At 71.7% G+C, this 24,332-nt stretch carries 26 protein-coding genes and 1 pseudogene; 16 read left to right on the top strand and 11 right to left on the bottom strand.

Translation table 11 applies throughout. The features are described 5' to 3' along the window. Positions 1-148 precede the first annotated feature (148 nt). Positions 149-337 (bottom strand): hypothetical protein, encoded by a 189-nt coding sequence (locus tag ACZ68L_RS15295; protein WP_469577282.1) that lies wholly within the window; start codon positions 335-337, stop codon positions 149-151. 472 nt (positions 338-809) lie between these two features. Here ACZ68L_RS15295 and ACZ68L_RS15290 point away from each other — a divergent pair, with 472 nt between their 5' ends. Continuing rightward, positions 810-2,882, top strand: coding sequence for a HelD family protein (locus ACZ68L_RS15290; protein ID WP_469577281.1), 2,073 nt, complete (start codon positions 810-812; stop codon positions 2,880-2,882). A 281-nt stretch (positions 2,883-3,163) separates the two neighbouring features. Here the strand turns inward: ACZ68L_RS15290 and ACZ68L_RS15285 are convergent, their stop codons facing one another. Next, entirely contained in the window at positions 3,164-3,853 is a 690-nt protein-coding gene (locus ACZ68L_RS15285; RefSeq protein WP_469577280.1) for a copper homeostasis protein CutC, read from the bottom strand. 248 nt (positions 3,854-4,101) lie between these two features. On the opposite strand from ACZ68L_RS15285, the gene ACZ68L_RS15280 reads away from it, so the two are divergent. Next, complete coding sequence (locus ACZ68L_RS15280; RefSeq protein ID WP_469577279.1) at positions 4,102-6,381, top strand: heavy metal translocating P-type ATPase; 2,280 nt, start codon at positions 4,102-4,104, stop codon at positions 6,379-6,381. Here ACZ68L_RS15280 and ACZ68L_RS15275 read toward each other — a convergent pair. From ACZ68L_RS15275 to ACZ68L_RS15265, 3 genes are all read right to left on the bottom strand, one after another. Then, positions 6,365-7,267, bottom strand: coding sequence for a 5-oxoprolinase subunit C family protein (locus ACZ68L_RS15275; RefSeq protein ID WP_469577278.1), 903 nt, complete (start codon positions 7,265-7,267; stop codon positions 6,365-6,367). The two genes, ACZ68L_RS15280 and ACZ68L_RS15275, sit on opposite strands and share 17 nt — an antisense overlap. Further along, complete coding sequence (locus ACZ68L_RS15270; protein WP_469577277.1) at positions 7,264-7,902, bottom strand: 5-oxoprolinase subunit B family protein; 639 nt, start codon at positions 7,900-7,902, stop codon at positions 7,264-7,266. The genes ACZ68L_RS15275 and ACZ68L_RS15270 overlap by 4 nt, the downstream gene beginning before the upstream one ends. Positions 7,903-7,985: 83 nt before the next feature. Continuing rightward, complete coding sequence (locus ACZ68L_RS15265; protein WP_469577502.1) at positions 7,986-8,735, bottom strand: LamB/YcsF family protein; 750 nt, start codon at positions 8,733-8,735, stop codon at positions 7,986-7,988. Between the two features lie 71 nt (positions 8,736-8,806). Here ACZ68L_RS15265 and ACZ68L_RS15260 point away from each other — a divergent pair, with 71 nt between their 5' ends. The 3 genes from ACZ68L_RS15260 (at position 8,807) to ACZ68L_RS15250 (ending at position 11,045) form a co-directional block, all read left to right on the top strand. Then, the gene (locus ACZ68L_RS15260) at positions 8,807-8,941 is read left to right on the top strand and encodes a hypothetical protein (protein ID WP_469577276.1); all 135 of its coding nucleotides are present in this window, start codon (positions 8,807-8,809) and stop codon (positions 8,939-8,941) included. 79 nt (positions 8,942-9,020) lie between these two features. Further along, positions 9,021-9,716: an HD domain-containing protein gene (locus tag ACZ68L_RS15255; protein WP_469577275.1), complete on the top strand. Its 696-nt coding sequence runs from the start codon at positions 9,021-9,023 to the stop codon at positions 9,714-9,716. Positions 9,717-9,809: 93 nt separating this feature from the next. Beyond that, entirely contained in the window at positions 9,810-11,045 is a 1,236-nt protein-coding gene (locus ACZ68L_RS15250; protein WP_469577274.1) for a Cmx/CmrA family chloramphenicol efflux MFS transporter, read from the top strand. 67 nt (positions 11,046-11,112) lie between these two features. Here ACZ68L_RS15250 and ACZ68L_RS15245 read toward each other — a convergent pair whose 3' ends face one another. Beyond that, complete coding sequence (locus ACZ68L_RS15245; protein WP_469577273.1) at positions 11,113-11,388, bottom strand: DUF4031 domain-containing protein; 276 nt, start codon at positions 11,386-11,388, stop codon at positions 11,113-11,115. Continuing rightward, positions 11,385-11,753, bottom strand: a complete 369-nt coding sequence (locus ACZ68L_RS15240; RefSeq protein WP_469577272.1) for a hypothetical protein — start codon at positions 11,751-11,753, stop codon at positions 11,385-11,387. Before ACZ68L_RS15240 ends, ACZ68L_RS15245 begins: the two co-directional genes overlap by 4 nt. A gap of 122 nt (positions 11,754-11,875) precedes the next feature. Between ACZ68L_RS15240 and ACZ68L_RS15235 the strand changes: the two genes are divergently transcribed. The 3 genes from ACZ68L_RS15235 to ACZ68L_RS15225 all read left to right on the top strand — a co-directional run bounded on the left by ACZ68L_RS15235 (position 11,876) and on the right by ACZ68L_RS15225 (position 15,552). Further along, positions 11,876-12,793 carry a MurR/RpiR family transcriptional regulator gene (locus tag ACZ68L_RS15235; protein WP_351075215.1) on the top strand — a complete coding sequence of 306 codons (918 nt, stop codon included), beginning with the start codon at positions 11,876-11,878 and terminating at the stop codon, positions 12,791-12,793. A 172-nt stretch (positions 12,794-12,965) separates the two neighbouring features. Next, positions 12,966-13,934: an N-acetylmuramic acid 6-phosphate etherase gene (murQ, locus tag ACZ68L_RS15230; RefSeq protein ID WP_469577271.1), complete on the top strand. Its 969-nt coding sequence runs from the start codon at positions 12,966-12,968 to the stop codon at positions 13,932-13,934. Positions 13,935-13,983: 49 nt separating this feature from the next. Then, on the top strand, positions 13,984-15,552 hold the full coding sequence (locus tag ACZ68L_RS15225; RefSeq protein ID WP_469577270.1) for a PTS transporter subunit EIIC: 1,569 nt from the start codon (positions 13,984-13,986) through the stop codon (positions 15,550-15,552). Between the two features lie 65 nt (positions 15,553-15,617). Here ACZ68L_RS15225 and ACZ68L_RS15220 read toward each other — a convergent pair whose 3' ends face one another. Then, on the bottom strand, positions 15,618-16,223 hold the full coding sequence (locus tag ACZ68L_RS15220; protein WP_469577269.1) for a Uma2 family endonuclease: 606 nt from the start codon (positions 16,221-16,223) through the stop codon (positions 15,618-15,620). Positions 16,224-16,536: 313 nt separating this feature from the next. Here ACZ68L_RS15220 and ACZ68L_RS15215 point away from each other — a divergent pair, with 313 nt between their 5' ends. The 3 genes from ACZ68L_RS15215 to ACZ68L_RS15205 all read left to right on the top strand — a co-directional run bounded on the left by ACZ68L_RS15215 (position 16,537) and on the right by ACZ68L_RS15205 (position 19,516). Next, positions 16,537-17,001, top strand: coding sequence for a BP74-related protein (locus tag ACZ68L_RS15215; protein WP_469577268.1), 465 nt, complete (start codon positions 16,537-16,539; stop codon positions 16,999-17,001). A 104-nt stretch (positions 17,002-17,105) separates the two neighbouring features. Next, a complete protein-coding gene (locus ACZ68L_RS15210; RefSeq protein WP_469577267.1) occupies positions 17,106-17,801 on the top strand; it encodes a response regulator transcription factor in 696 nt (231 codons plus the stop codon). Positions 17,802-18,034: 233 nt separating this feature from the next. Next, positions 18,035-19,516 carry an ATP-binding protein gene (locus ACZ68L_RS15205; protein ID WP_469577266.1) on the top strand — a complete coding sequence of 494 codons (1,482 nt, stop codon included), beginning with the start codon at positions 18,035-18,037 and terminating at the stop codon, positions 19,514-19,516. Here ACZ68L_RS15205 and ACZ68L_RS15200 read toward each other — a convergent pair. The 3 genes from ACZ68L_RS15200 to ACZ68L_RS15190 form a co-directional block, all read right to left on the bottom strand. Beyond that, positions 19,497-20,285, bottom strand: coding sequence for a COG4705 family protein (locus tag ACZ68L_RS15200; RefSeq protein WP_469577501.1), 789 nt, complete (start codon positions 20,283-20,285; stop codon positions 19,497-19,499). The two genes, ACZ68L_RS15205 and ACZ68L_RS15200, sit on opposite strands and share 20 nt — an antisense overlap. 300 nt (positions 20,286-20,585) lie before the next feature. Next, positions 20,586-20,819 carry a hypothetical protein gene (locus ACZ68L_RS15195; protein WP_469577265.1) on the bottom strand — a complete coding sequence of 78 codons (234 nt, stop codon included), beginning with the start codon at positions 20,817-20,819 and terminating at the stop codon, positions 20,586-20,588. Further along, complete coding sequence (locus tag ACZ68L_RS15190) at positions 20,809-21,057, bottom strand: hypothetical protein (protein WP_469577264.1); 249 nt, start codon at positions 21,055-21,057, stop codon at positions 20,809-20,811. The genes ACZ68L_RS15195 and ACZ68L_RS15190 overlap by 11 nt, the downstream gene beginning before the upstream one ends. A 114-nt stretch (positions 21,058-21,171) precedes the next feature. Between ACZ68L_RS15190 and ACZ68L_RS15185 the strand changes: the two genes are divergently transcribed. The 5 genes and pseudogenes from ACZ68L_RS15185 to ACZ68L_RS15165 all read left to right on the top strand — a co-directional run bounded on the left by ACZ68L_RS15185 (position 21,172) and on the right by ACZ68L_RS15165 (position 24,067). Then, positions 21,172-22,014: a helix-turn-helix domain-containing protein gene (locus tag ACZ68L_RS15185; RefSeq protein WP_469577263.1), complete on the top strand. Its 843-nt coding sequence runs from the start codon at positions 21,172-21,174 to the stop codon at positions 22,012-22,014. Further along, on the top strand, positions 21,995-22,261 hold the full coding sequence (locus ACZ68L_RS15180) for a DUF397 domain-containing protein (protein WP_469577262.1): 267 nt from the start codon (positions 21,995-21,997) through the stop codon (positions 22,259-22,261). Before ACZ68L_RS15185 ends, ACZ68L_RS15180 begins: the two co-directional genes overlap by 20 nt. Before the next feature lie 3 nt (positions 22,262-22,264). Next, positions 22,265-22,472 (top strand): annotated as a pseudogene (locus ACZ68L_RS15175) (transposase); the annotation flags it as partial. Next, positions 22,449-23,054, top strand: a complete 606-nt coding sequence (locus ACZ68L_RS15170) for a zinc ribbon domain-containing protein (RefSeq protein ID WP_469577500.1) — start codon at positions 22,449-22,451, stop codon at positions 23,052-23,054. The pseudogene ACZ68L_RS15175 and the gene ACZ68L_RS15170, both read left to right, overlap by 24 nt. After that, positions 22,943-24,067, top strand: a complete 1,125-nt coding sequence (locus ACZ68L_RS15165; RefSeq protein ID WP_469577499.1) for an AbrB family transcriptional regulator — start codon at positions 22,943-22,945, stop codon at positions 24,065-24,067. Before ACZ68L_RS15170 ends, ACZ68L_RS15165 begins: the two co-directional genes overlap by 112 nt. Positions 24,068-24,332: the final 265 nt, after the last annotated feature.

Here is a 24,332-nt window from a genome sequence, read left to right as displayed (position 1 = left end):
GCCGGTCGTTGGACGGTGACCGGGGACGGTCGTCGGTGTGCACGGCGGCCTGGACCGGCCGGCGGGGTCATTGGCCGGGGCCGGCTGCCAGGCCCGGCGGCCAGAGCGCGTACATCGGCCGGTGGGCGCCGGGGGCCGCGTGCGGTACTCAGTGGTGGTGGCGGACGCCCGCCTCTTCGGCGTACTCGCCGAGGACCACGACGCCGAACGCGGCGCGGGCGTAGACCTTGACGGCGCGCAGGGCGTCACCGACGCGGTGGGTGTACGGGTGACCGGTGGCCGCCGTCGCGCCGTGCGCGGGACCGGTCCTGCGGGGGTTCAGGGAGACGGTGCTCATGTATTCCATGGTCCTGCGCCCGTCCCGTGAAGGCATCGGCCCGCGGGCGGAATCCCGAAGCGGTGCGTCTAGGCCTCCGGTCGCATGCCGTCCCCTACGGGGCGGACCCGGATCCTGGTCCTCGTCCGGCGGATCGGATCCGGCTCCGGCTCCGGCTCCCGGCTCCGGGCTCCGGGCTCCGGGCTCCGGGCTCCGATCCGCTCCGATCCGATCCGCCGGACGGGACCTAATCCGTTCGCCCCCGACGGGGGCTGTCGATACAATCGCCGGTCTGCCCGCCTCCCGCACCGTGGTACCGGCCTTCGCCGGCAGCCGGGGGAGCGCCGCCGACCGGACGGAAACCGGCCGACAGCCGTACGCGCGCCCGCGCGCGTATCCCGTGATCGATCCCCGAGCGGACCGCATCGCCCCGAGCCGTGGCCGGAGCGAGGTGCGGTCCGCCGTCCTGCGTTGAAAAGCCGGAGGCAACACCGTGCCCGCGCACGAACACGAAAGCGACACCACCACCGATCCCCTGGCTCGTGAACGCGCCCATCTCACCGCGTCCCGCTCCGCGTTGCGCGCCATGCGCGAGGACGCCCAGGCCCTCGACATCCGTGACGTCACCGCGAACTGGGTGAACGCGGCCGTTCTGCAGGCCCAGATCGACGAGCGCATCAAGTCGCTCGCCGATCTCGCCCATACGCCCCTCTTCTTCGGGCGCCTGGACTATCTGCACGCGGTCGGTGCGGAACAGGCCGAGGGCGCCGAGGGCGAGCAGTTCTACATCGGGCGCCGCCACGTCCATGACGCCGGCGGCGACCCGATGGTCATCGACTGGCGCGCGCCCGTCTCGCAACCGTTCTACCGGGCGTCGAGGAAGGATCCCCAGGACGTCGGCCGACGCCGCCGCTTCGGCTACACCGGCGGTGAGCTGACCGCGTACGAGGACGAGCACCTCGACGACCCCGCCGAGGCCGAGCAGACCAGCAAGCTCCTCCAGGCGGAGATCGAGCGGCCGCGTGTCGGGCCGATGCGTGACATCGTCGCGACGATCCAGCCCGAGCAGGACGAGATCGTCCGCAGCGGTCTCGGCGGGACGGTCTGCGTGCAGGGCGGGCCCGGCACCGGTAAGACTGCCGTCGGCCTGCACCGTGTCGCGTATCTGCTGTACGCGCACCGCGAGCGCCTCGCCCGTACCGGCACGCTGGTCATCGGGCCGAACCGTTCGTTCCTCCACTACATCGAGCAGGTGCTCCCGGCCCTCGGTGAGCTGGAGGTGAAGCAGGCGACCGTCGACGACCTGGTGGCGGCGGACACCGAGGTGCGCGGCACGGACTCGGCGGCGGCCGCCGTCGTCAAGGGCGACGCCAGGATGGCGGAGGTGCTGCGGCGGGCGATCCGTTCGCATGTGACGCCGCCGACGGAGCCGGTGATGGTGGTGCGCGGTTCGCGCCGCTGGCGGGTGCCGGTGTACGAGCTGGAGGAGATCGTCACCGAGCTGCTGGCCCGTGACATGCGGTACGGGGCCGCCCATGAGGCGCTCCCGCAGCGCATCGCGCACTCCGTCCTGGTCCGGATGGAGGAGGCGGGCGAGGCGCCCGACGACCGGGTGCAGAACGCGGTGGCCCGCACCCCCGCCGTGAAGGCGGCCGTGAAGGCGATCTGGCCCGCGGTCGATCCGGCGAAGCTGGTGCTGCGGCTGCTCTCCGACCCCGGCTTCCTGGCCGCGCACGCGGACGGGCTGCTCACCGAGGACGAGCAGAAGACGATCCTGTGGACCAAGCCGGTCCGCAGCGTGAAGTCCGCGAAGTGGTCGCCGGCGGACGCGGTGCTGATCGACGAGGCGGGCGATCTGGTGGCGCGTACGCACTCGCTCGGCCATGTCGTGCTCGACGAGGCGCAGGACCTGTCCCCCATGCAGTACCGGGCGGTGGGCCGCCGGTGCACGACGGGTTCGGCGACGGTCCTCGGCGATCTCGCGCAGGGCACGACGCCGTGGTCGACGGAGAGCTGGGCGCAGGCACTGCACCACCTGGGCAAGCCGGACGCGGTGGTGGAGGAGCTGACGGCGGGCTTCCGTGTGCCGCGCGAGGTGATCGCGTACGCGTCCCGGCTGCTGCCGCAGATCTCGCCGGGGCTCGCGGCGGTGGAGTCGGTGCGTGAGTCGCCGGGTTCGCTGGAGGTTCGGCAGGTGGCCGGTCCGGCGGATCTGGACGCGGCGGTGCTGGCGGCGTGCGAACAGTCGCTGACGCGGGAGGGGTCGATCGGCCTGATCGCGGCCGATGCGCGCGTTCCGGCGCTGGCGGACGCGCTGACCGCGGCGGGCCACGCGTATCTCTCCCCCGGTGAGGAGACGACCGCCGAGTCCCGGCTGACGCTGGTCCCGGCCTCGCTGGCGAAGGGCCTGGAGTACGACTACGTGGTACTGGACGAGCCGGCCGCGGTGGTGGACGGCGAACCCGACGAGCGCACGGGGCTGCGCCGGCTGTACGTGGCGCTGACGCGTGCGGTGTCGGGGCTGACGGTGGTGCACGCGGCGGCGTTGCCGGGAGAGCTGGTGTAGGGGCGGGTGGGGGCGGCGGGGGCACGGGTGGGGGCGTCTGTGGCGGGCCTGTTCCCCTGCCCGCCGCCATCCGTGGCCGGGGCTCCGCCCGGACCCCGTGCCTCCAACGTCGGCGAGGCCGGACCTCCGCCGGGCGGAACCAGCCCGTCCGGCAACCACCGGCCCGTCCGGCGTTCGAGGACGGAACCGTTGAACGGAACCGTTCAACCAATCGTTCAACGAACGATTCAGCCGGGTGTACCCGAGCCCTTGGCCGGGACCACCCCGGGCGCCGCCCCCGGCTACGCGTCGAGCACCGTGCGCCATTCCCGTACCGCCGTCGCGTCCACCGGGCCCGACCAGCCGTGCGGGCGGGCCGCGCCGCCGATGTGCACCGCGTCGAGGCCCGCGGCCAGCAGCGTCGGCAAGTGGTCCAGGCGGAGGCCGCCGCCCACCAGGATCTGCGGCTCGTACCCGGCCTCGCCCTTGCGGGCCGCCTCCACGAGCAGGGTCGGGATGCCGTCGTCCACGCCCTTCGGCGAGCCCGCGGTGAGGTATGTGTCGAGGCCCGGCATGTCCGCCAGCTGCTTGCGCAGGGCGTCGCGGTCGGCGGCCCGGTCGATCGCGCGGTGGAAGGTCCAGGGGCAGCCGTCCAGCTCGGCGACGAGCCGTTCGACGGCGACCAGGTCCGGGCGCCCCTCGGCGTCGAGGAAGCCCAGGACGAACTGCTCGGCGCCCTCCGCACGCAGTTCGCGGGCCTTGGCCACGAGCACATCGATGTCTCCGGCCGCGAAGCCGTCCGCCACCCTGAGCATCACCCGCAGCGGAATGTCCACCGCCGCCCGGATCTCCGCGAAGGTCGCACAGGACGGGGTCAGGCCGTCCGCCGCCATGTCGGTGACCAGCTCAAGGCGGTCCGCACCACCCGCCTGGGCGGCGACCGCGTCCTCCGCGTCGAGAGCGATCACCTCCAGGACTGCACGGTTGCTCATGGGATCCCAATCCTCCAGGAAGCGGCAATAGGTCTAGTCCAATGGCCAGCCTACGGGTCGGTCGGCTGAGGGCGCAGCCTCAGTCCGACGTGAAGATACGTGAGGTCAGACGCATCCCGGGGGCTCGGACGCGGACACTCCGGACCCCGGCGACAGATCCACCCTTGCGCTTCATAGGGTAGGGGGGTATACCTGAACATGCAATGCATACCCCCCAGGGGTATGAAGTCTCCGCCAGGGAGGACATCGTGTCCGCGCACACCGCCACAACCGGCTCCGGCACAGCCACCGGCACCACCGCAGAGGTCGAGCTCGCGATCGGCGGCATGACGTGCGCCTCCTGCGCGGCCCGTATCGAGAAGAAGCTCAACCGGATGGACGGCGTCGAGGCCATCGTCAATTACGCCACCGAGAAGGCCAAGGTCAGCTACCGGGGCCAGGACGTCTCCGTACAGGACCTGATCGCCACCGTCGAGAAGACCGGCTACACCGCGCACGAGCCCGCGCCCCCGGCGCGTACCGGGGCCGACTCCCCCGAGGCGGCGGCCGACGAGCTGCGGCCCCTGCGGCAGCGGCTGATCACGGCCGTCGCGCTCGCCGTGCCGGTGATCGCGATGGCGATGGTCCCGGCGCTCCAGTTCGACTACTGGCAGTGGCTCTCACTGACCCTGACGGCCCCCGTCGTCACGTACGCCGCATGGCCGTTCCACAAGGCCGCGTTCACCAACGCCAGGCACGGCGCGGCGACGATGGACACGCTGATCTCCGTCGGCACCTCGGCCGCGTTCCTGTGGTCGGTGTGGGCGCTGTTCTTCGGCACCGCCGGGATGACCGGCATGACGCACCCCTTCGAACTGACCATCGGCCGGAGCGACGGCGCGGGCAACATCTATCTGGAGGCCGCCGCCGGCGTCACCGCCTTCATCCTGGCCGGGCGCTACTTCGAGGCCCGCTCCAAGCGGAAGGCGGGCGCCGCCCTCAAGGCGCTGCTGGAGCTCGGCGCCAAGGAGGTGACCGTGCTGCGCGGCGGCCGCGAGGTGACCGTGCCGACCGCCGACCTCCAGGTCGGGGACCGGTTCCTGGTCCGGCCCGGCGAGAAGATCGCCACCGACGGCACCGTCGTGGAGGGCGCGTCGGCCGTGGACGCGTCGATGCTCACCGGTGAGTCCGTACCGGTGGAGGTCGCCGTCGGCGACTCCGTCACCGGCGCCACGCTCAACGCGGGCGGCCGGCTCGTCGTCGAGGCCACCCGGATCGGCGCCGACACCCAGCTGGCCCGGATGGCGAAGCTCGTCGAGGACGCGCAGAACGGCAAGGCGGCGGCCCAGCGTCTCGCGGACCGGATCTCGGCCGTCTTCGTCCCCGTCGTCATCGCCCTCGCGCTCGGCACGCTCGGCTTCTGGCTCGGCAACGGCGCGGGCCTGACCGCCGCGTTCACGGCCGCCGTCGCCGTACTGATCATCGCCTGCCCCTGCGCCCTGGGCCTCGCCACTCCCACCGCCCTCATGGTCGGCACCGGGCGCGGCGCCCAGCTCGGCATCCTGATCAAGGGACCGGAGATCCTGGAGACCACCCGCCGCGTCGACACGATCGTCCTCGACAAGACCGGCACGGTCACCACCGGCCGGATGACCCTGCTGGACGTCCACACGGCGGACGGTACGGACGAGCACGACGTGCTGCGGCTCGCGGGCGCCCTGGAGCACTCCTCGGAGCACCCCATCGCCCAGGCCGTCGCCGCCGGAGCCGTCGAGCGCACCGGCGCCGCCCTGCCCACCCCCGAGGACTTCGCCAACATCGCGGGGCTCGGCGTGCAGGGTGTCGTCGAGGGGCACGCCGTCCTCGTCGGCCGTGAGCAGCTGCTCGCCGAGTGGGAGATCCACCTGCCGGTGGAGCTGGCCCGGCGCAAGGCCGCGGCGGAGGCCGCCGGCCGGACGGCCATCGCGGTCGCCTGGGACGGCGAGGCACGGGCGGTCCTCGAAGTCGCCGACGCGGTGAAGGACACCAGCGCGGAGGCCATTCGGCGGCTGCGGGCCCTGGGGCTGACCCCGATCCTGCTCACCGGAGACAACCGGGCGGTGGCCGAGGCGGTCGCGGCCGAGGTCGGGATCGAGAAGGTGTACGCGGAGGTCATGCCGGAGGACAAGGTCGGCGTCGTCAAGGAACTCCAGGCCCAGGGCCGTTCGGTCGCCATGGTCGGTGACGGCGTCAACGACGCGGCGGCCCTCGCGCAGGCCGATCTGGGCCTGGCGATGGGTACGGGTACGGACGCCGCGATCGAGGCCGGTGACCTGACACTGGTACGCGGGGACCTGCGGGCCGCGGCGGACGCCATCCGCCTCTCCCGCCGGACGCTGGGCACCATCCGTACGAACCTCTTCTGGGCCTTCGCCTACAACGTGGCCGCCCTGCCGCTCGCCGCGGCCGGACTGCTCAACCCGATGATCGCGGGCGCCGCGATGGCCTTCTCGTCGGTCTTCGTGGTCGGCAACTCGCTGCGGCTGCGGGGGTTCAAGGCGGCGGCGTAGCAACCGCCCACCCCGACGGGGGCAGGCCTCGGCCCGCCCGCACGAACCGCACCCGGGTTCCCGGCACCGCCTGTGCCGCGCCCGCGAGTGCGGTTTCGTGCACGACACCGACGACCGGGTAGCCCCCGGTCGTCGGATGGTCGTTGAGAAACACCACCGGGCGCCCGTCCGGCGGCACCTGGACGGCGCCGAGCACCATGCCCTCACTGGGCAGTTCGCCCTCGCGGGCACGTGCCAGGGGCGGCCCCTCCGTGCGCAGGCCGATCCGGTTGCTGTGCGGCGAGACCCGGTAGGTGGCTGTGTCGAGCGTCCGCAGCGCCTCGTCCGTGAACCAGGTGTGGCGGGGGCCCGGATGCAGAGGGAGCACGAGTTCGGCCGGTGCACCAAGCCAGGGGACGGCGTCGGCACCCACAGGTCTCGACGGCCCGTGCCCCAGCGGCAGTACGTCGCCGTCGCGCAGGGGGGCCGGGCCCAGCCCGGAGAGCACGTCGGTGGATCTGCTGCCCAGCACCGGTTCCGGCAGCAGGCCGCCCCCGACGGCCACATAGCTGCGCAGGCCGCGCACTGCGGGGCCTGCGTCGAGCACCGCCCCCGCCGGTACACGCACAGGGGTCCCCCAGGCCACGGGCCGCCCGTCGACCGTGACCGGGCAGGGAGCACCGCCGACGACGGCGACCACGGACCGGCCGGGCCGGACCGCGCAGCCGGTGACGGTCGTCTCCAGCACTGCCGCGTCCGCCGGGTTTCCGACCAGCCGGTTGGCGAGACGGCGGGCCGGGGCGTCGAGGGCTCCGGCCCTCGGCACCCCGAGGTGCGCCCAGCCGACGCGGCCCGCGTCCTGAACGGTGGTCAGGGCCCCGGCCCGGATCACAACGAGACCCGTCACGGCCCCACCTCTGCCGCGACGAAGCGCACCCGTGCCCCGGGGCTCAGCAGCGCGGCCGGTTCGCGCGCCGGGTTCCACAGTTCGCCCGGCTCGGGCATCCGACCGATGAGCTGCCAGCCGCCCGGCGAGGCGCGCGGGTACACGCCCGTGTACGCACCGGCGAGGGCCACCGCACCGGCCGGAACCCTGGTGCGCGGAGTCACGCGGCGCGGCAGATGCAGGTGCTCGGGGAGGCCGGTGAGGTAGCCGAAGCCGGGGGCGAACCCACAGAAGGCCACGCGAAATTCGGTCCCGGCGTGGATACCGGACACGTCGGCGACGGCGACGCCCCAGGCCGCCGCGACATCGCCGAGGTCCGGGCCGTCGTAGACGACGGGGATCTCGACCGCTCGCCCGGAGTCGCGCCGCAGCGGCGGGATCCGCCAGGAGACGAGTTCGCGGGCAAGCCGTGCGGTTCCGTCCGGGGTGCGATCCACGATGCCATCGAGCAGGACGGTCCGTGCACCAGGAACGATCTCGCGTACGACCGGCAGCTCACCAAGTGCCCGGCGCCGCAGCAACTCGGCGTGAAAGGCCTCGGCGTGCTCACCGGACGACAGTTCCACGAGCAACGCTCCGGGCCCGGCGGGAAGCACCTGAGCGTCCGTTGGCGCCGGGCCGCGCTCACTCGCCCCCGCCGTGCCCGCCTCCGTGCCGGCCCCCGCACGTATGCCCCCGCTCATGCGAACGCCCGCACGGCCACGCCCGCCTCTTCGAGCGCCGACCTGATCCGGCGGGCCAGTGCCACCGCGCCCGGGGTATCGCCGTGGACGCACAGGGACCGCGCCGTGACCGGTATTCGGCCGCCGTCCACCCCGGTGACACCCCGGTCCACTGCCATCCCGACGCTGCGGCGTACGACTTCGTCCTCGTCGTGCACCACCGCGCCGGGCTCTCCGCGTGGGACCAGAGTGCCCCGGCGGGTGTACGCGCGGTCGGCGAAGGCTTCCTCGACGCCCGTGAGGCCCGCGGCCCCGGCGTGGGCGAGGAGGCGGGAGCCGGGAAGTCCGAGGACCATCAGGTCTCCGCCGGCCAGCCGGACGCCCTCGACCACGGCCGCAGCCTGGTCGTCGTCCCAGACGGCGCGGTTGTACAGGGCTCCGTGCGGTTTGACGTACGTGACACGTGAGCCGGCCGCTTCGGCGAAGACCCTCAGGGCGCCGATCTGGTAGGCGACCTCGGCGGTCAGTTCGGCGGGCGGCACATCCATGGGACGGCGCCCGAATCCGGCCAGATCCCGGTACGCGACCTGGGCGCCGATCCGTACGCCCCTGGCGGCCGCGGTGTCACAGACGCGCCGCATCACGGAGGCGTCACCCGCGTGGAAACCGCAGGCCACATTGGCGCTGGTGACACAGTCGAGCAGCGCGTCGTCGTCGGTGAGGGTCCAGTGCCCGAAGCCTTCACCGAGATCTGCGTTGAGATCCATCGGGTTCGCCGCGCTCGCCGGGTTCGTCAGTTCGATCACGGGAACACGCTAGCGATTGTTCAACGATCCGAGTGCCGTGGAAGCGGCGCGGATCGGCCGGCCGCTTCCTGGCGCTCTCCCTGCTGCGCCGTCAGCTCACCGCCTCCGCAGGCCTCACCGGCGTCGGCGGCCCCGCGCAGAGCATGCGTCCGCTGATCCCCCGATGACCGAGGCCGCCACCAAGGCCGGGACGGGCGGCATCAGCCGCCCCCCGTGGACCGTCCGGTTCCGGGCTAGGGTCGTCCCATGACCGACAGCTCGCGCGGCAGCGGAAGCGGAAGCGACGGCCACGAGGCGGGCAGCACCGACGCCGCTCTCCGGGACCGCTGGCGGGAGGCGCTCGTCGGGGCGCGGGGCGGGGCGTCCGGGCCCGATCCGGTGCCGTATGCCGACAATCTGCTGGCGCGCTGGGCCGAGCCGCAGCGGCGGTACCACACCACCGCGCACCTGGTCGCGGTGCTCGACCGCATCGACACGCTCGCCGGTCACGCGGCCGATGCGAACGCCGTGCGCCTCGCCGCCTGGTTCCACGACGCGGTCTACCGGCCCGACCGGTCCGAGAACGAGGAACGCAGCGCCGCCCTCGCCGAACGCGCTCTGCCGGAGGCGGGCGTACCGGCCGACGTCACGGCCGAGGTCGCCCGGCTCGTGCGCCTCACCGTCACGCACGATCCGGCGGACGGCGACACCGACGGCGAGGTGCTGTGCGACGCCGATCTGGCGATCCTGGCGGCGCCCCCGAAGGAGTACGCGGCCTACGCGGCGCAGGTGCGGGAGGAGTACGCCTTCGTGCCCGACGACGCGTTCCGCGAGGGGCGGGCGACGGTGCTGCGCCAGCTGCTCGGACTGCCGCGGCTGTTCCGCACGCCGTACGGGACGGAGCGGTGGGAACCGCGGGCGCGGCAGAACCTGCTGACCGAATGGGAGCTGCTCAGCCACTGAGCGACGCGGGGCGCGGCGGCAGCATCGGGAATGCGACGCCGTCGGCCGCTGTTGGCAGATGTCATGCCCGACTCTGCCGCTCACCGCTCACGCATGCCACTTGCCGTGTACATTCTCGGCCTCTCCGTCTTCGCCCTGGGCACCAGCGAGTTCATGCTCTCCGGGCTGTTGCCACCCATCGCCGACGACATGAACGTGTCCATCCCCCGGGCCGGACTTCTCATATCCGCCTTCGCGATCGGCATGGTGGTCGGCGCCCCGCTGCTCGCCGTGGCCACGCTCCGGCTGCCCCGCCGCACCACACTGATCGCCCTGATCTCCGTCTTCGGACTCGGCCAGGTGGCGGGCGCGCTGGCTCCGACGTACGAGGTGCTCTTCGCCTCCCGTGTCGTGAGCGCCTTCGCCTGCGCCGGCTTCTGGGCGGTGGGGGCCGCGGTCGCCATCGCGATGGTGCCGGTGAACGCACGCGCCCGCGCGATGGCCGTGATGATCGGCGGCCTGTCGATCGCCAATGTGCTGGGTGTGCCCCTGGGCGCCTTTCTCGGTGAGAACCTCGGCTGGCGGTCGGCCTTCTGGGCCGTGGGTGCGGCGTCCGCCGTGGCGCTGGTCGGGGTGGCGACGCTGATTCCGCGGATTCCGCTGCCGGAGCAGAAGCCTCGGCTGAAGCGCGAGATGAGCATCTACCGGGACCGGCAGGTGTGGCTGTCGATCGTGATCACCGCGCTCGCGGCGGGCGGTGTCTTCTGCGCGTTCAGTTATCTGGCCCCGCTGCTGACGGATGTCGCCGGGCTGGACTCGGGCTGGGTCCCGACCGTGCTCGCGCTGTTCGGGATCGGCGCGCTGGTCGGTACGACGATCGGCGGCCGGGTCGCGGACGCGCATCTCTTCGGGGTGCTGATGAGCGGGATAGCGGCCTCGACGGTCTTCCTGGTCGCGCTGGCGCTGTTCGCGTCGAACCAGGTCGCCGCGGTCGGGCTCTCGTTCCTGCTGGGGGTGTCGGCGTTCTACACGGCCCCGGCGCTGAACGCCCGGATGTTCAATGTCGCGGGCGCCGCTCCGACGCTGGCCGGTGCGACGACGACGGCCGCGTTCAACCTCGGCAACACGGGCGGCCCCTGGCTGGGCGGCACGGTGATCGACGCGGACTTCGGTTTCGCGGCGACGGCATGGGCGGGGGCGGCGATGACGGTGCTGGCGCTGGCGGCCGTGCTGGTCTCGCTGCGGCTGCACGGCGGGGGCAGGTCGCGACGGGTGACCGGGGCGCCGGCCGCGGCGTCGGCCGCGGTGCCCGCGAAGGCGTCGGAGCCGGCGCCGGAGGCCTCCGCTTAGGCATCCGGACGCCGTCCGTTCCCCCGTTTCCCCGACCGCCCCCTCAGCGCTGCCTTCAGTGCTTCCCTCAGAGGCCGGGCGCCGGACGTCCCTTGGGTCGCCGGAGCCCGGCCTCCGTGATCCGGCGGACGAGCTCCTTCGAACCGATCTGCCGGGCCCCTGCCCGTACCGCGTCCACGTACCGCGATTCCGGTACGTCGTAGTGGTCCCGCTCGAACGCGTGGGGTGGGCAGCCGATGGACGCCGCGAAGGCGTGCAGCTCCTCGAAGGAGGCATCACTGACCAGGTGCGACCAGAGTCGCCCGTGGCCCGGCCAGTCCGGCGGGTCGATGTAGACCGTCACCGCCGCGGTATTCCGCCCAGCGAACCGACCGGTGCGACGGCGACGGCGGCCTTGGTGCACACCCAGTGCGGATCCGGGCCCAGTTCCGGTTCGACGTCCAGGGCGTGCGGGTCGCCCGCGTCGCAGACCGGGCAGAGCGGCCACCGCCCGTACCGTTCGAGCAGGGCGTCCTGCACGTCCTGAGCGACGAGGCCGACCACGAACGCGGCACCGTCCGGCCACTGTTCGACCCACCAGCGGCGGTGGGTCACGGCATCCTCGACCAGCGAGACGATCCCGGCCTCGGCGACGTCACCTGCGGCGAGATCGGCCATGACCAGCGCGCGGGCCGTGTGCAACGCCTGTTCCAGGGGGTTCATCTCCATGGGCCCATTGTCACCCCGCCCGCGAACCCGCTTCTCGCGCCCGCCCCCGCCCTTTCCGCGCTGTCAGAGGCAGGGACCAAAGGGGGGTTGACGGGCAACCGGGTTGAAAATATCTTTCAAAGGTGACCCATGACCTGAAGGAAAGTTTCAGCGCTGATTCCCCGCCCGCCCCGGCGGCTCTCGCGGCCAAGGTGCGCACGCTCGCGCCGTCCATGACCCGCTCCATGCAGCGTGTCGCCGAGGCCGTCGCCGGTGACCCCGCCGGCTGCGCCGCCCTCACGGTCACCGGTCTCGCCGAGCTCACCGGCACCAGCGAGGCGACCGTGGTCCGCACGGCCCGTCTCCTCGGCTATCCCGGCTACCGCGATCTGCGCCTGGCCCTCGCCGGGCTCGCCGCGCACCAGCAGTCGGGCCGGGCCCCCTCCGTCACCGCCGACATAGCGGTCGACGACCCGATCGCCGACGTGGTCGCCAAGCTGGCCTACGACGAACAGCAGACCCTCGCCGACACGGCCGCGGGGCTCGACACCGTCCAGCTCGGTGCCGCCGTGGCCGCCGCCGCCACCGCCCGGCGCATCGACATCTACGGCGTGGGCGCCTCCTCCCTCGTCGGCCAGGACCTGGCGCAGAAGCTGGCCCGTATCGGCCTGATCGCGCACTCCCACACGGACCCGCACCTCGCGGTGACGAACGCCGTGCAGCTCCGCTCCGGCGATGTGGCCATCGCGATCACGCACTCCGGCTCCACCGTCGATGTCATCGAGCCACTGCGGGTCGCGTTCGACCGCGGTGCGACGACGATCGCGATCACCGGCCGCCCCGACGGCCCGGTGACGCAGTACGCCGACCACGTGCTGACCACGTCCACCGCCCGGGAGAGCGAGCTGCGGCCCGCCGCCATGTCGAGCCGTACGAGCCAGCTGCTCGTCGTCGACTGCCTGTTCATAGGCGTCGCGCAGCGCACGTACGAAACGGCCGCACCGGCGCTCGCCGCCTCCTACGAGGCGCTGGCCCACCGCCACACCCCGCGCCCCCGCTGACCTCTCCGGCCCCTCCGGCCCGGCTGACCTCTCCGGCCCCTCCGGCCCCTCCGAGCCCTCTGGCCCCTCTGGCCCCTCTGACCTCGAAGCGAACCGACCGCACGCACCCGCACCCGCACCCGCACCCGCACCCGCTGAACCGTACGAGATCGAGAAAGCAGAGCTGCTCTCCATGACCCCCACCACCGACGCCGACACCAGCTCCCCCGACGGATACGGGGAGCTGCGCGCCCAGCTCGAAACGCTCACCACCGAGGCGTTCCGGCCCGAGCTCGCCGAGATCGACCGTCTGGACACGCTTGAGATCGCCCGGATCATGAACGGCGAGGACCGGTCCGTCCCGGCCGCCGTCGGCGCCCGGCTCCCCGAGATAGCCGCCGCGATCGACGGCACCGCGGAGCGCATGGCCCGCGGCGGGCGGTTGATCTACGCGGGCGCCGGCACCGCGGGCCGGCTCGGCGTGCTCGACGCCAGCGAGTGCCCGCCCACCTTCAACACCGACCCCACCGAGGTCATCGGCCTGATCGCGGGCGGCCCGTCCGCCATGGTCAAGGCCGTCGAGGGCGCCGAGGACAGCAAGGAGCTGGCCGCCGCCGACCTCGACGCCCTGGACCTCACCGCCGACGACACCGTGGTCGGCATCTCCGCCTCCGGCCGGACGCCGTACGCGATCGGGGCCGTCGAGCACGCCCGCGCCAAGGGCGCGCTGACCATCGGGCTGTCCTGCAACGCGGACTCCGCCCTGGGCGCCGCGGCCGAGCACGGCATCGAGATCGTCGTCGGCCCGGAGCTGCTCACCGGCTCCACCCGGCTCAAGGCGGGTACGGCCCAGAAGCTCGTCCTCAACATGCTTTCGACGATCACGATGATCCGGCTCGGCAAGACGTACGGGAACCTGATGGTCGACGTCCGCGCCTCCAACGAGAAGCTGCGCGCCCGCTCCCGCCGGATCGTCTCGCTCGCCACCGGGGCATCGGACGAGGAGATCGAGGCCGCGCTCGCCGCGACCGACGGCGAGGTGAAGAACGCCATCCTCACCATCCTCGGCCAGGTCGACGGCCCCACCGCCGCCACCCTGCTGACCGCGTCCGACGGCCATCTCCGCGCCGCCCTCGCCGCCGCCCCCCGCACCGCCACCTGACCCCACCGGCTCCACCCCCGCACCCCCGCACAGCAAGGCACCACGCACCATGGCAACAGAAGACAAGAACCGCGCCACCGCCGCCGCGATCCTTCCGCTCGTCGGTGGCGCCGCGAACGTCAGCTCCATCGCCCACTGCATGACCCGGCTCCGGCTGGGCCTGCGCGACCGCTCGCTCGTCGACGACGAGGCCCTGAAGGCGATACCCGCCGTCATGGGCGTGGTCGAGGACGACACGTACCAGATCGTCCTCGGGCCGGGCACCGTCGCCCGGGTCACGCCGGAGTTCGAGCAGCTGGTGGAGGAGGGCAGGGAGGCCGCACCGGAACCGGCCGCGACCGAAACCGCCGCCCCCTCCGAAGGCCCCGCCTCCACCTCCGCTTCCGCTACGGCGGACGAACTGGCCGCCCAGGGCGCCGCGATGAAGGCGGCGCGGAAGGCGAAGAACGCCACCCCGTTCAAGCTCTTCCTGCGCAGGATCGCGAACATCTTCGTGCCGCTGATCCCGGCGCTCATCGGCTGCGGCATCATCGCCGGCCTCAACGGCCTGCTGGTGAACCTGGGCTGGCTGACCTCGGTCACGCCCGCCCTCGCCGCGATGGCGTCCGGCTTCATGGCGCTGATCGCCGTCTTCGTCGGCTTCAACACGGCGAAGGAGTTCGGCGGTACGCCGATCCTGGGCGGCGCGGTCGCCGCGATCATCGTCTTCCCGGGCGTCGCGAACATCGAGGCGTTCGGCCAGAAGCTCTCCCCCGGCCAGGGCGGTGTGCTGGGCGCACTCGGTGCGGCGGTGCTCGCGGTGTACGTGGAGAAGTGGTGCCGCCGCTGGGTGCCCGAGGCGCTGGACGTCCTGGTCACCCCGACGCTCACGGTGCTGGTCTCCGGCCTGGTGACGATCTTCGGGCTGATGTACGTGGCCGGTGAGGTCTCCACCGCCATCGGCACGTTCGCCGACTGGCTGCTCTCCAACGGCGGCGCGGGCGCGGGCTTCGTGCTCGGCGGTCTCTTCCTGCCCCTGGTGATGCTGGGCCTGCACCAGGCGCTCATCCCGATCCACACCACCCTGATCGAGCAGCAGGGCTACACCGTGCTGCTGCCGATCCTCGCGATGGCGGGCGCCGGTCAGGTCGGCGCGGCCGTGGCGGTCTACTTCCGCCTGCCCCGCAACGAGTCGATCCGCCGGACGATCAGGTCCGCACTCCCGGCCGGTCTGCTGGGCGTCGGCGAACCGCTGATCTACGGTGTCAGCCTCCCGCTGGGCCGCCCGTTCATCACGGCCTGCGTGGGCGGTGCGTTCGGCGGCGGCTTCATCGGTCTGTTCAACCAGCTCGGTGACAAGGTCGGCTCCACGGCCATCGGCCCGTCCGGCTGGGCGCTGTTCCCCCTCCTCGACGGCAACCACGGCCTCGGCACCACGATCGCGATCTACGCGGGAGGCCTGCTGGTCGGCTACCTCGCCGGGTTCCTCGCGACGTACTTCTTCGGCTTCGGCAAGGACCTGCTGACGGAGTTCAACGTCTCCCGGGAACCGGCGGCCTCCACGGTCGCGGCAACGGACGGCCCGACGTCACCGACTCCCGGCCCGGACATCCCGGCGAAGGAACCGGCGGGGGTCTGAGCCCGATACATGGATGAGGGGTGGTACCCGCAGCGCGGGTGCCACCCCTCATCCATGTATCGGGCTCAGACCGGGAAATCCCCCGTGAGGAGCGTCGTACCGAACGGCTCCGGCAACGTGAGGGGCTTCCCGAACGGCACCGGATCGGACTGCTTGTACGTCCCGTCCTCATTCGGTTCCGTGAACAGCGTGGCCATCGCCCCACGGGTGTCGAAGCGGTCGATCAGCAGGTACATCGGCACACCCGCCCGCGCATAGGCGCGGTACTTCTTCGTCCGGTCCTCCCGGGCGTTTCCCTTCGATGTGATCTCGACGACGAGCAGAGCGTCCGACACGTCCATCGGGTCGCTGCTCTCGGGATCGGCGGCATCGATGAGCTCTGATGGCATCACCACGAGGTCTGGCACATAGAGCTTGTCCAGCGGGGCTACGTGCACACCGAGGGTCTGGTAGATCTCCAGCTCTTCAGGCAGATCTCTGTAGAGCCTGCGCTGCACTTTGGCGGCGATTCCGTTGTGATGCGCATGAGGCGGAGGTACCAAGACGATCTGCCCTTCGTCGATCTCGGCACGCCACCCCTCGGGCACGTCCAGTTCACGCCATGTCTGCAGCAGGTAGTCCCACGGGCGGCCCTCAGAGGCCTGGTCGTTCTCGACCATCGCGGCAGTCATCGCGGGTCCCTTCTCCTGTGGCCTGTCAAAGGAGCGTGGATCGACGGTTCCGCGGCAGTTCGCCGCTCCCATCAGCGTCCCACGATCGTGTGGCGTACGCAGCGACCCTCCGCCGTCCGTCCGGTCCCGGTCTTCAGGCGCGCCAAGGCAAGTGGCTGCGCCCGGACACCCGTCCGCGTCAACCGCGCTCCGCACGCCAGCCGTTCATCCGGTGCCCACCCGCTACTCGTCGTGACTTTACGTCGCCGTTGCGTTACTTTGCGTAATGAGCGGCCATGATCAACACGGCCGCCATGCACCCACGGAGACTCTCGTGCGACACCTGTTCACCAAGGCCGCAAGCCTCGCCGCCGTCGCGATGCTCGCCTTCACCGTGGCTCAGCCGGCCCAGGCCAACCAGCACAGCGAGGGAACACAGCGCGCCGCCGCAGTCGAGCCCGCGTACTTCGAGATGACCGACATCACCCGGAGCAAGTTCATCGTGAAGCTGGTGAAGGAGCGCGAGATCCAGCACGCGCGAGACCTCGTGAGCGGCGCGACGAACGACGAGCCGCACGTCATCGGCCGGCTCAAGAAGTACCCGACGTCGTACAACCCGGGCTGGAGCTTCCACTACGACCCCGAGACGGTCCGCTTCTTCGACATCGCCATCGAAGTCTGCGACGCCACGCTGCCGTACGTGGAGGACCACCTCGACGAGGTCGGCGGCCCCTTCCTGCCCGGCGCCTACTACTGCCCCTGGACCTCGAAGCTCGTACGGGAGGTCCCGGCGCCGTAGCTCGGGCCCACCCGGCACGGTGGAAGGGCGGCGCCCCGGCCGGGCGCCGCCCTTCCCTGCCCTCAGCCCCGCCGAACCGATCCGGCCCGCGCCATACTGGCCGGGTGACCGCTGCACGCATTCTTGTCGTCGAGGACGACCACGGCCTGCGCGATGTCCTGGCCCGTGGCCTGCGCGACGAGGACTTCGACGTCGTGACCGCCGTCGACGGCGCCACCGCTCTCAAGACCGTCGACGAGTCGGTGCACGCGGTCGTGCTCGATGTGGGGCTGCCGGATTCCGACGGACGCGATGTGTGCCAGGCGATGCGCGGTGCGGGGGTCACCGTTCCGGTGATCTTCCTGACCGCGCGCGGCGATCTCACCGACCGGCTCTCCGGTTTCGCCTCCGGGGGCGACGACTACCTGGTCAAGCCGTTCCACCTCAGCGAACTCGCGGCCCGCGTCCGCGCGGTCCTGCATCGCGTCGGCCACCACGGCAACGCCCTCGCCGACAGCGCGGGCGCGATGCGGCTGAACCCGATCAAGCACGAGCTCACGGTCCACGGCCGACCCGTGGCCCTGACTCCGACCGAGTTCCGCCTGCTGGCGTGCCTGATGTCCGGCCCCGGGAGCGTGGTGCGCCGCCGGGCCCTGCTGCGGGCGGGCTGGCCTGAGGGGGCGCAGGTCAGCGACAACACTCTGGACCAGTACCTGACCCGCCTGCGCCGCAAGCTCCGCGAGGCGGACAGCCCGCAGACCATCAGCACGGTCAGAGGTGTGGGTTACCGCTTCGAGGCTTCGCCTCCGCCCCAGGAATGACGCCGGCTCCCCGTCGCGCCGCGGAGGGGTCGCGCTCGACACGCATTTGTCATGCGCACCGCGAACAGCTCAGCTCAAGGCAGTTACATTTACTTCAGCGAACCATGGCGCGCGGGAGTCGCCGCGATCATCAAGTGGGCAGCCGGACCCAGCGGCGAGGCCCCCGCCCGCTCCCCACGCGATCGGCACGACACCGGACGACAACATCCGACGAGAGGGCAGGAGGCCGAGGCGTGACGGTGTCGACGGGCACGGCCAAGGGCTCCGGCGCGCCGGTGAGGCGTCTTCTCACCCCCCGGACCCTCCGCGGTCGCCTCGCCCTGATGGCCCTCGCCACCAGCGCCCTGTGGATCGGCGTCCTGACCACCGTCTTCAACATCGCCCTCGACAACCGGCTGCACGCACAGGCCGACGACGTCCTGCGCACCCGCGCCGAGGCCGTGGCGGCGACGGTGGACGTACGACCCGGCGGGCGGCTCGTCGTCCGGGAGCCCACCGAGGACCGGGCCCTGGACGTCGGGGTCTGGATCTTCCAGGGCGACACGGTGGTCGAGAAGCCCCCCACCGCACCCGCCGGCCTGGAGACCCAGGCGGCCCGGCTCGCCGGAGGGCGCGAGACGTTCGCCGACACCGGGGGCGGCGGGTCATGGCGGCTGTACGCGTTCCCCGTCGACACCCCCGCCCGGCAGGGACAACCGCCCACGCAGGCCGGCACCGTCGTCAGCTCCGTCAGCCTCGACCCGTACCGCAGCACGGCGGACACCGCGCTGGTCGGCTCGATCGCGCTGGCCGTGCTGCTGCTGGCCACCATCTATCTGCTGACCCGCCTCGTCGTACGACGGGCCCTGCGCCCCGTCGCCGCGATGAGCGAACAGGCCACCCGGTGGAGCGCGGCGGGCGCCCCCGAACGGTTCGGTGCCGAGGGCCGGCCCGCCGAGCTCGCCGCGTTCGCCACCAGCCTGGACGCCCTGCTGGACCGGCTGGCCGCCGTCCTGCGGCACGAGCAGCAGCAGGCCGCCGAGCTGTCGCACGAACTGCGCACCCCGCTCGCCCGCATCGCCGCCGAGACCGAGTGGCTGACCGGACGCCCGCGCTCCGCTCAGGAACGGGAAACCTCCCTGGAGGCCATCGCGGGCGCCGCCACCACCATGCAGCAGATCTGCGACTCGCTGCTTTCGGAGGTACGTACCCGCAACGCGCGGACCCCCGGCCGTTCCCGCTTCGCCGACATCGCGCACCGCCTGGCAGCGCGCAACGCGGCCCTGTTCCCCGACGCCCCGCCGGTGACCGTCGCGGCGGCAAACGACGCAACCCCCGGCGGCGAACCCAGCGGCACCCCGGGCACGGCACCCAACACCGCACCCGGCACCGCACCGGACGTGAGCATCGGCGTCTCGCAGGATGTCGCCGAGCGCATCCTGACGCCGCTCCTGGACAACGCCCGCCGCTACGCCGCCCACACGATCACCCTCACCTGCGCGGCGGGAGCGGGCGAGGTCACGGTCCACGTCGACGACGACGGCCCCGGCGTCCCGCCGGACTTCGTCGCCTCGCTCTTCGAACCCGGCCGTCGCGCCCATCCCGAGGACGGACACGACGGCGCGGGTCTCGGTCTGGCCCTGGCCCGCCGACTGGCCAGGGCCGCGGGCGGCGACATCGCACTGGACGCCGCGGCCCCCGGCGCACGCTTCGTCGTCACCCTTCCCGCGGGCTGACTCCCCGTGCGCCGGCCGTCTCGACGGCACCGTCCCGCGCCACATCGCGCCGGGTCCTGGTCAGGAATACGACCAGGCCGAGGATGACCACGAGGAACAGGATGCTGGTGCCGACCGTGCCCAGCCCCAGCCCGCCGTCCGCGGTGGGCTGCGACAGATAGTCGCCCAGCGAGGCGCCGAGCGGCCTGGTCAGGACATACGCGATCCAGAACGACCACACCGCGTTGAAGTCCAGCGTGCGGTGCGCGAGCGCCACGGCCGCGATCAGCGCGGCGAACACGACCGCGGAGAGCCAGTACCCCAGGTTCAGCTTCTCCGCCGTGAGGTCGCCCGCGGACGTGCCCAGCGCGAAGGTGAACAGGATCGCCAGCCAGTAGAACGCCTCGCGGCGCGTCGTGCGGATGCTGTGGATGGACAGCGTCCGCTCACTCGCGTACCAGGCGAAGAACGTGACGGCGAGCGCCACCGCGAACACCACGGTGGTGGTCTGGAGCGGAACGCCGAGGTTGTCGGTGAGGTTGTCGCTGATCAGCGTGCCGACCACGCTGATCAGGACCACGGACAGCCAGTACAGGCTCGGTACGTAGGAGCGCGCCCGAAACTGGAAGACCAGGGTGACCACCAGCAGCGCACTCATCAGGTACGAGGTGTTGGTCAGCCCCATGCCCAGGTTGTCGTTGAGCAGATCGGCCGCGGTCTCCCCCACGGTGGTGCACAGCACCTTGATCACCCAGAAGTAGAGGGTCACTTCCGGGACCTTGTTCAGCATCTGTCGTGCACGGGAGCGCGAGCCCGGAGCATGCCTGCCGGGTGCGCCGTTCGCGCCAGTGGTGCGGTCGGTGTCGGTCGCCCCGGCGGCGCCGTTGGTTTCGGTCGTCATGGAACGGCACGCTGGCAGGGCTTCCCTGAACTTTTCCTGACTGCGTGCCCGGCGCGACCCCGCGCGCGGGGCGCGGCCTTCGACTCCCACCGGCCGGCCCCGCAGGCCCGAACCAAGGGTGGCACCTCCCCCGAGGTGTCGCCCTTCCCCGTGCTCACCGTCGCGTCGGCCCCGATATCTCCGACGCCGTCACGGCAGCCGCCCCTCCCGGTTGATCTCCCTGACCCGGGCTCGCAGCACATCACCGAGCGGGGCGGGGCGCACCGCCCCCGGCGGACAGTCCCACTCGGGACCGCCGCCCGGCGGGCGCAGCTGCACGTACGGCCCGACGCGCCCCATCACACGCCCCACCCGTCCGTCCCGGGTGTCCACCGCGAACGACCCCGGCTCGGGCCCGGACGGCTCAGCTCCCTCACCCGTCATGACCGGCCTGCCTCTGCGTCTCCAGCGCCGCACTCAGCCGCAGCGCCGTGTCGAGGTTGCACCGACCGAGGTCGACCAGCGGCGACGCGGGTTCGTTCCCCGCGCACGACACCGGGTCGATCCGGAGCGAGGGCAGCGTGATCCCGAGCCCGGAGAGCCCGTCCTTCAACCGCGCCACCGCGTCCTCCGCGGCCCGCACTCTTCCCTCTGTCGCCCTGCGCCGTTCCATCGTCGTCATGATCCATCCCTTTCCACGCTGAGTAATGACAATGCATACCCAGCGTGTCCAACGCGCGGATAGCCTGGAAGAGGCGCAGAGCCAACAACCGCACGTGTGTCACAGGGAGTTGTCATGCCTGGCCCCAAAAAGCTCGACCCCTCCTCCTCCCCACGCGCCCTGCTCGGCGCCGAACTCCGCCATCGGAGGGAGGGCAAAGGCCTCTCCCAGGGGGACTTGGGCCTGCCCCTGTTCGTCAGCGGCTCCTTCATCGGACAACTGGAGTCCGGTACGCGCCGGATGCAGATGGACCAGGCCCAGAAACTGGACGAGATCCTGAAAGCGGACGGTTTCTTCGTGCGCAACTGCGCCGCCCTGAAGAAGTCGAAGTACCCGGATCACTTCGCGGAGGCGGCCGAGGCGGAGGCCGCGGCAAAGACGATCAAGGAGTACGCGCCACTGCTGATTCCGGGGCTGTTGCAGACGGAGGGGTACGCGAGGGCGGTGTTCCGGGCGTATCAGCCGACAGCGCCGGAGGAGGAAATCGACAACCTGGTGGCGGCACGACTCGAACGCGGCCAGCTTCTGAACAATCCAACAACGCCGCTGTTGTGGACGGCTCTCGACGAGGCGGTCCTTCGTCGGGGAGTGGGCGGCCCTGTTGTGATGGCGGAGGCCCTGCGCCACGTGGCGTCGCTGGTGCGTCAACACCGGATCATCGTGCAGGTGCTGCCGTTCAGCGAGGGTGCGCACGCAGCCATGGGCGGCGGCTTGAAGCTGATGTCGTTCGCCGACGCGCCCCCGCTCGCCTATCTGGACGGGCTCGGGTCAGGCCAACTGCTGGACGAACCAGGGCCTGTCGCCCGCTACGAACTGACTTACGATCTGCTTGCGGCCAGCGCATTGTCACCAGAATTGTCCCTGGCTCTGATCGAGTCGGTGGCGGAGGATTACGCCCATGAAGCTCAGCAGCCCTGACTACGACCTGTCCACGGCCACCTGGCACAAGTCCTCCTACAGCGGCGGCGACGGCGGCAACTGCCTCGAAGTCGCGACCTGGCGCAAGTCCACCTACAGCGACGGCAGCGGCGGCAACTGCCTCGAAGTGGCCGACGGCCACCCCGGCATCGTCCCCGTCCGCGACTCCAAGGCAACCGAAGGCCCGACGCTCGTGTTCCGGGCCTCCGCCTGGACGCCCTTCATCGCGGACCTCAAGCACACCTAAGAGGAGCTGGACTGGTCGAGGGCGGTGATCGACGGCTCCCACCGGCAGGCGCGTCGGGGCGGCCCAAAACCGGACCGAGCCCGGTCGACCGTGCCAGACCGGGCTCGAAGCACCACGTGATCACCGATGCGCACGGCCCCCGCCGGCCATCACGCTCACCGGCGGCAACCGGCACGATGTGACTCAGCTGCTGCCCCTGCTCGATGCGATACACCGGTACTTCCCCAGCTCCCAGGTCTGCTCCGCGTGCGGGCACAAGGACGGCCCCAAGCCGTTGCACACACGGCAGTGGACCTGCCCGGACTGCGGCACCCTGTACAACCGGGACCGGAACGCGGGCAAGAACGTCCGCCATGAAAGCCGCCGCATCCACGCGGCCCTCTCGCCCGGAGCGGGTGGCCCTCACCCTATGACGACCACTCACAAACGGAGAATCCTTGCCCTTCAGGGCAATCGGACGAGGCCAATGCGGCCGGCCCACCGCATGGAGCAGGTGTGGGTGTTTGACTTGCCCACGACATGCCGACAATGCGGACAATATTCTCTTTTGGTACTTTTAACTGTGCGGGTCGCGCCAAGCGGCGAAGAAGATGAGCATTTCGGTCGTAGAGATCGGTGCCAACAAGGAGAGCAGTGCCCTTCCCTACCACCCTGCTTGGTTCTGCCCGATCGTCGGCGCCCCTGCACACCGCAGCGGCCTCACCTGCCGTTCGGTGGCTGCTGCTCGCCACCGTGTGCTATTTCCTCGGCAACGCCGCCCGGTGGGCCGGCGTCCCGGCCGCGCACCTGCTGACCGCGCTGGTCGTGGGTGCGATCGCGACACTGACGGGCATCATGCGGTCGCGATTTCCCACGCGTGCAAACCGTTCGGCGCAAGCGGTGACCGGCGTGCTCATGGGCAGCTACCTCGACCCCGGGGCGGTACGGTCCGTGGTCGGCTCGATCGGACCGCTGGTCGGCGTGACGCTGGCCACAGTCGTTCTGTGCCTCGGCGTCGCGCTGATACTCCCGCGCCTGACCCGGATGAGCCATAGCGACGCCGTCCTTGGAATGGTCCCCGGCGGGTCCGCGGCGATCATCGCCTGCGCCGACGACCTGGACGCGGACAGCCGGGTGGTGGCGTTCATGCAGTACCTGCGGGTCGGCATGGTGGCCGCCTCCGCGCCGGTCGTCGTACTGGCCCTTCACACTGCTACGCACGCCGGGAACCCCGCTCACACCCGGCCGTTCGGATCCGCCCTGCTGCCGGACTCCCTCGCCCTGGTGAATTCCTCACACACCTTGGCAGGTCTGCTCGTCCTGGCCGCGCTCTGCACGCTCGGCGGCAGCCTCGGACACCGACTGAGGCTGCCCGCGCCCACGCTGCTGGGCCCCATGCTGCTGACCGCAGTCGGCGTGTTCACCGGCGCTGCGCACGGGTTCCAGCCGGTCGGACCGCTCCAGGACGCGGTCTTCGTGGTGATCGGCCTGGAGGTGGGCTCGCGCTTCACCCGCCCCACGCTGCGCCACGTCGGACGCATGCTGCCGTATGTGCTGGCCGCAACCTTCACCGTCTGCCTGATGTGCGCCGCGCTTGCCGGCGCGCTGGCCGCCGCGGTCGGCATCTCCTTCAACGACGCCTACCTGGCTACCACTCCCGGCGGCATCAACGCGGTGCTCGCCACTGCCGCGTCACTGCATTCCAACGTCGCCCTCATCTCCACCTCTCAGAGCCTTCGGCTCTTCCTCGTGGTGATGCTCACACCGTTGCTCATCCGCTGGGTGACGAGCTACGGGGCCCGGACCGTGCGCAGGCGCGCAGCGTGAGCGGGCGCACCGGCCGGACCTGGTGATCCCGCTCGATGAGATCTACGCGACCATGAGGCGGCCGCTGTGGGGAGAAGACCCGGCACAAGGGCCGCCCCCAAGAGGCGCTCCGCCCCGGACACGCTCGCGGAGATCCTGTTCATGGGCCGTCGGGTCCGCCTGCACGTCCTGTGTGCGACATCCCGTGAGTTCCCCTGGGACCCGCTGAGTACCTGACCCCGTGGCCAGGTGGTTCTTCCTCCTTGGGGTGCACTGTGGCCTTGTG

This window comes from Streptomyces sp. NPDC104309 (assembly GCF_055584025.1).
Note: the sequence above shows the minus strand (reverse complement) of the source record. Positions and strands in the feature narration are given on the sequence as shown.

Coding starts and splice junctions, on each gene's coding strand:
- ACZ68L_RS15295 (WP_469577282.1), bottom strand. CDS start 337: ATGAGCACCGTCTCCCTGAACCCCCGCAGGACCGGTCCCGCGCACGGC.
- ACZ68L_RS15285 (WP_469577280.1), bottom strand. CDS start 3,853: ATGAGCAACCGTGCAGTCCTGGAGGTGATCGCTCTCGACGCGGAGGAC.
- ACZ68L_RS15265 (WP_469577502.1), bottom strand. CDS start 8,735: ATGGATCTCAACGCAGATCTCGGTGAAGGCTTCGGGCACTGGACCCTC.
- ACZ68L_RS15255 (WP_469577275.1), top strand. CDS start 9,021: ATGACCGACAGCTCGCGCGGCAGCGGAAGCGGAAGCGACGGCCACGAG.
- ACZ68L_RS15250 (WP_469577274.1), top strand. CDS start 9,810: ATGCCACTTGCCGTGTACATTCTCGGCCTCTCCGTCTTCGCCCTGGGC.
- ACZ68L_RS15240 (WP_469577272.1), bottom strand. CDS start 11,753: ATGGAGATGAACCCCCTGGAACAGGCGTTGCACACGGCCCGCGCGCTG.
- murQ (WP_469577271.1), top strand. CDS start 12,966: ATGACCCCCACCACCGACGCCGACACCAGCTCCCCCGACGGATACGGG.
- ACZ68L_RS15225 (WP_469577270.1), top strand. CDS start 13,984: ATGGCAACAGAAGACAAGAACCGCGCCACCGCCGCCGCGATCCTTCCG.
- ACZ68L_RS15220 (WP_469577269.1), bottom strand. CDS start 16,223: ATGACTGCCGCGATGGTCGAGAACGACCAGGCCTCTGAGGGCCGCCCG.
- ACZ68L_RS15200 (WP_469577501.1), bottom strand. CDS start 20,285: ATGCTGAACAAGGTCCCGGAAGTGACCCTCTACTTCTGGGTGATCAAG.
- ACZ68L_RS15195 (WP_469577265.1), bottom strand. CDS start 20,819: ATGACGGGTGAGGGAGCTGAGCCGTCCGGGCCCGAGCCGGGGTCGTTC.
- ACZ68L_RS15190 (WP_469577264.1), bottom strand. CDS start 21,057: ATGACGACGATGGAACGGCGCAGGGCGACAGAGGGAAGAGTGCGGGCC.
- ACZ68L_RS15185 (WP_469577263.1), top strand. CDS start 21,172: ATGCCTGGCCCCAAAAAGCTCGACCCCTCCTCCTCCCCACGCGCCCTG.
- ACZ68L_RS15180 (WP_469577262.1), top strand. CDS start 21,995: ATGAAGCTCAGCAGCCCTGACTACGACCTGTCCACGGCCACCTGGCAC.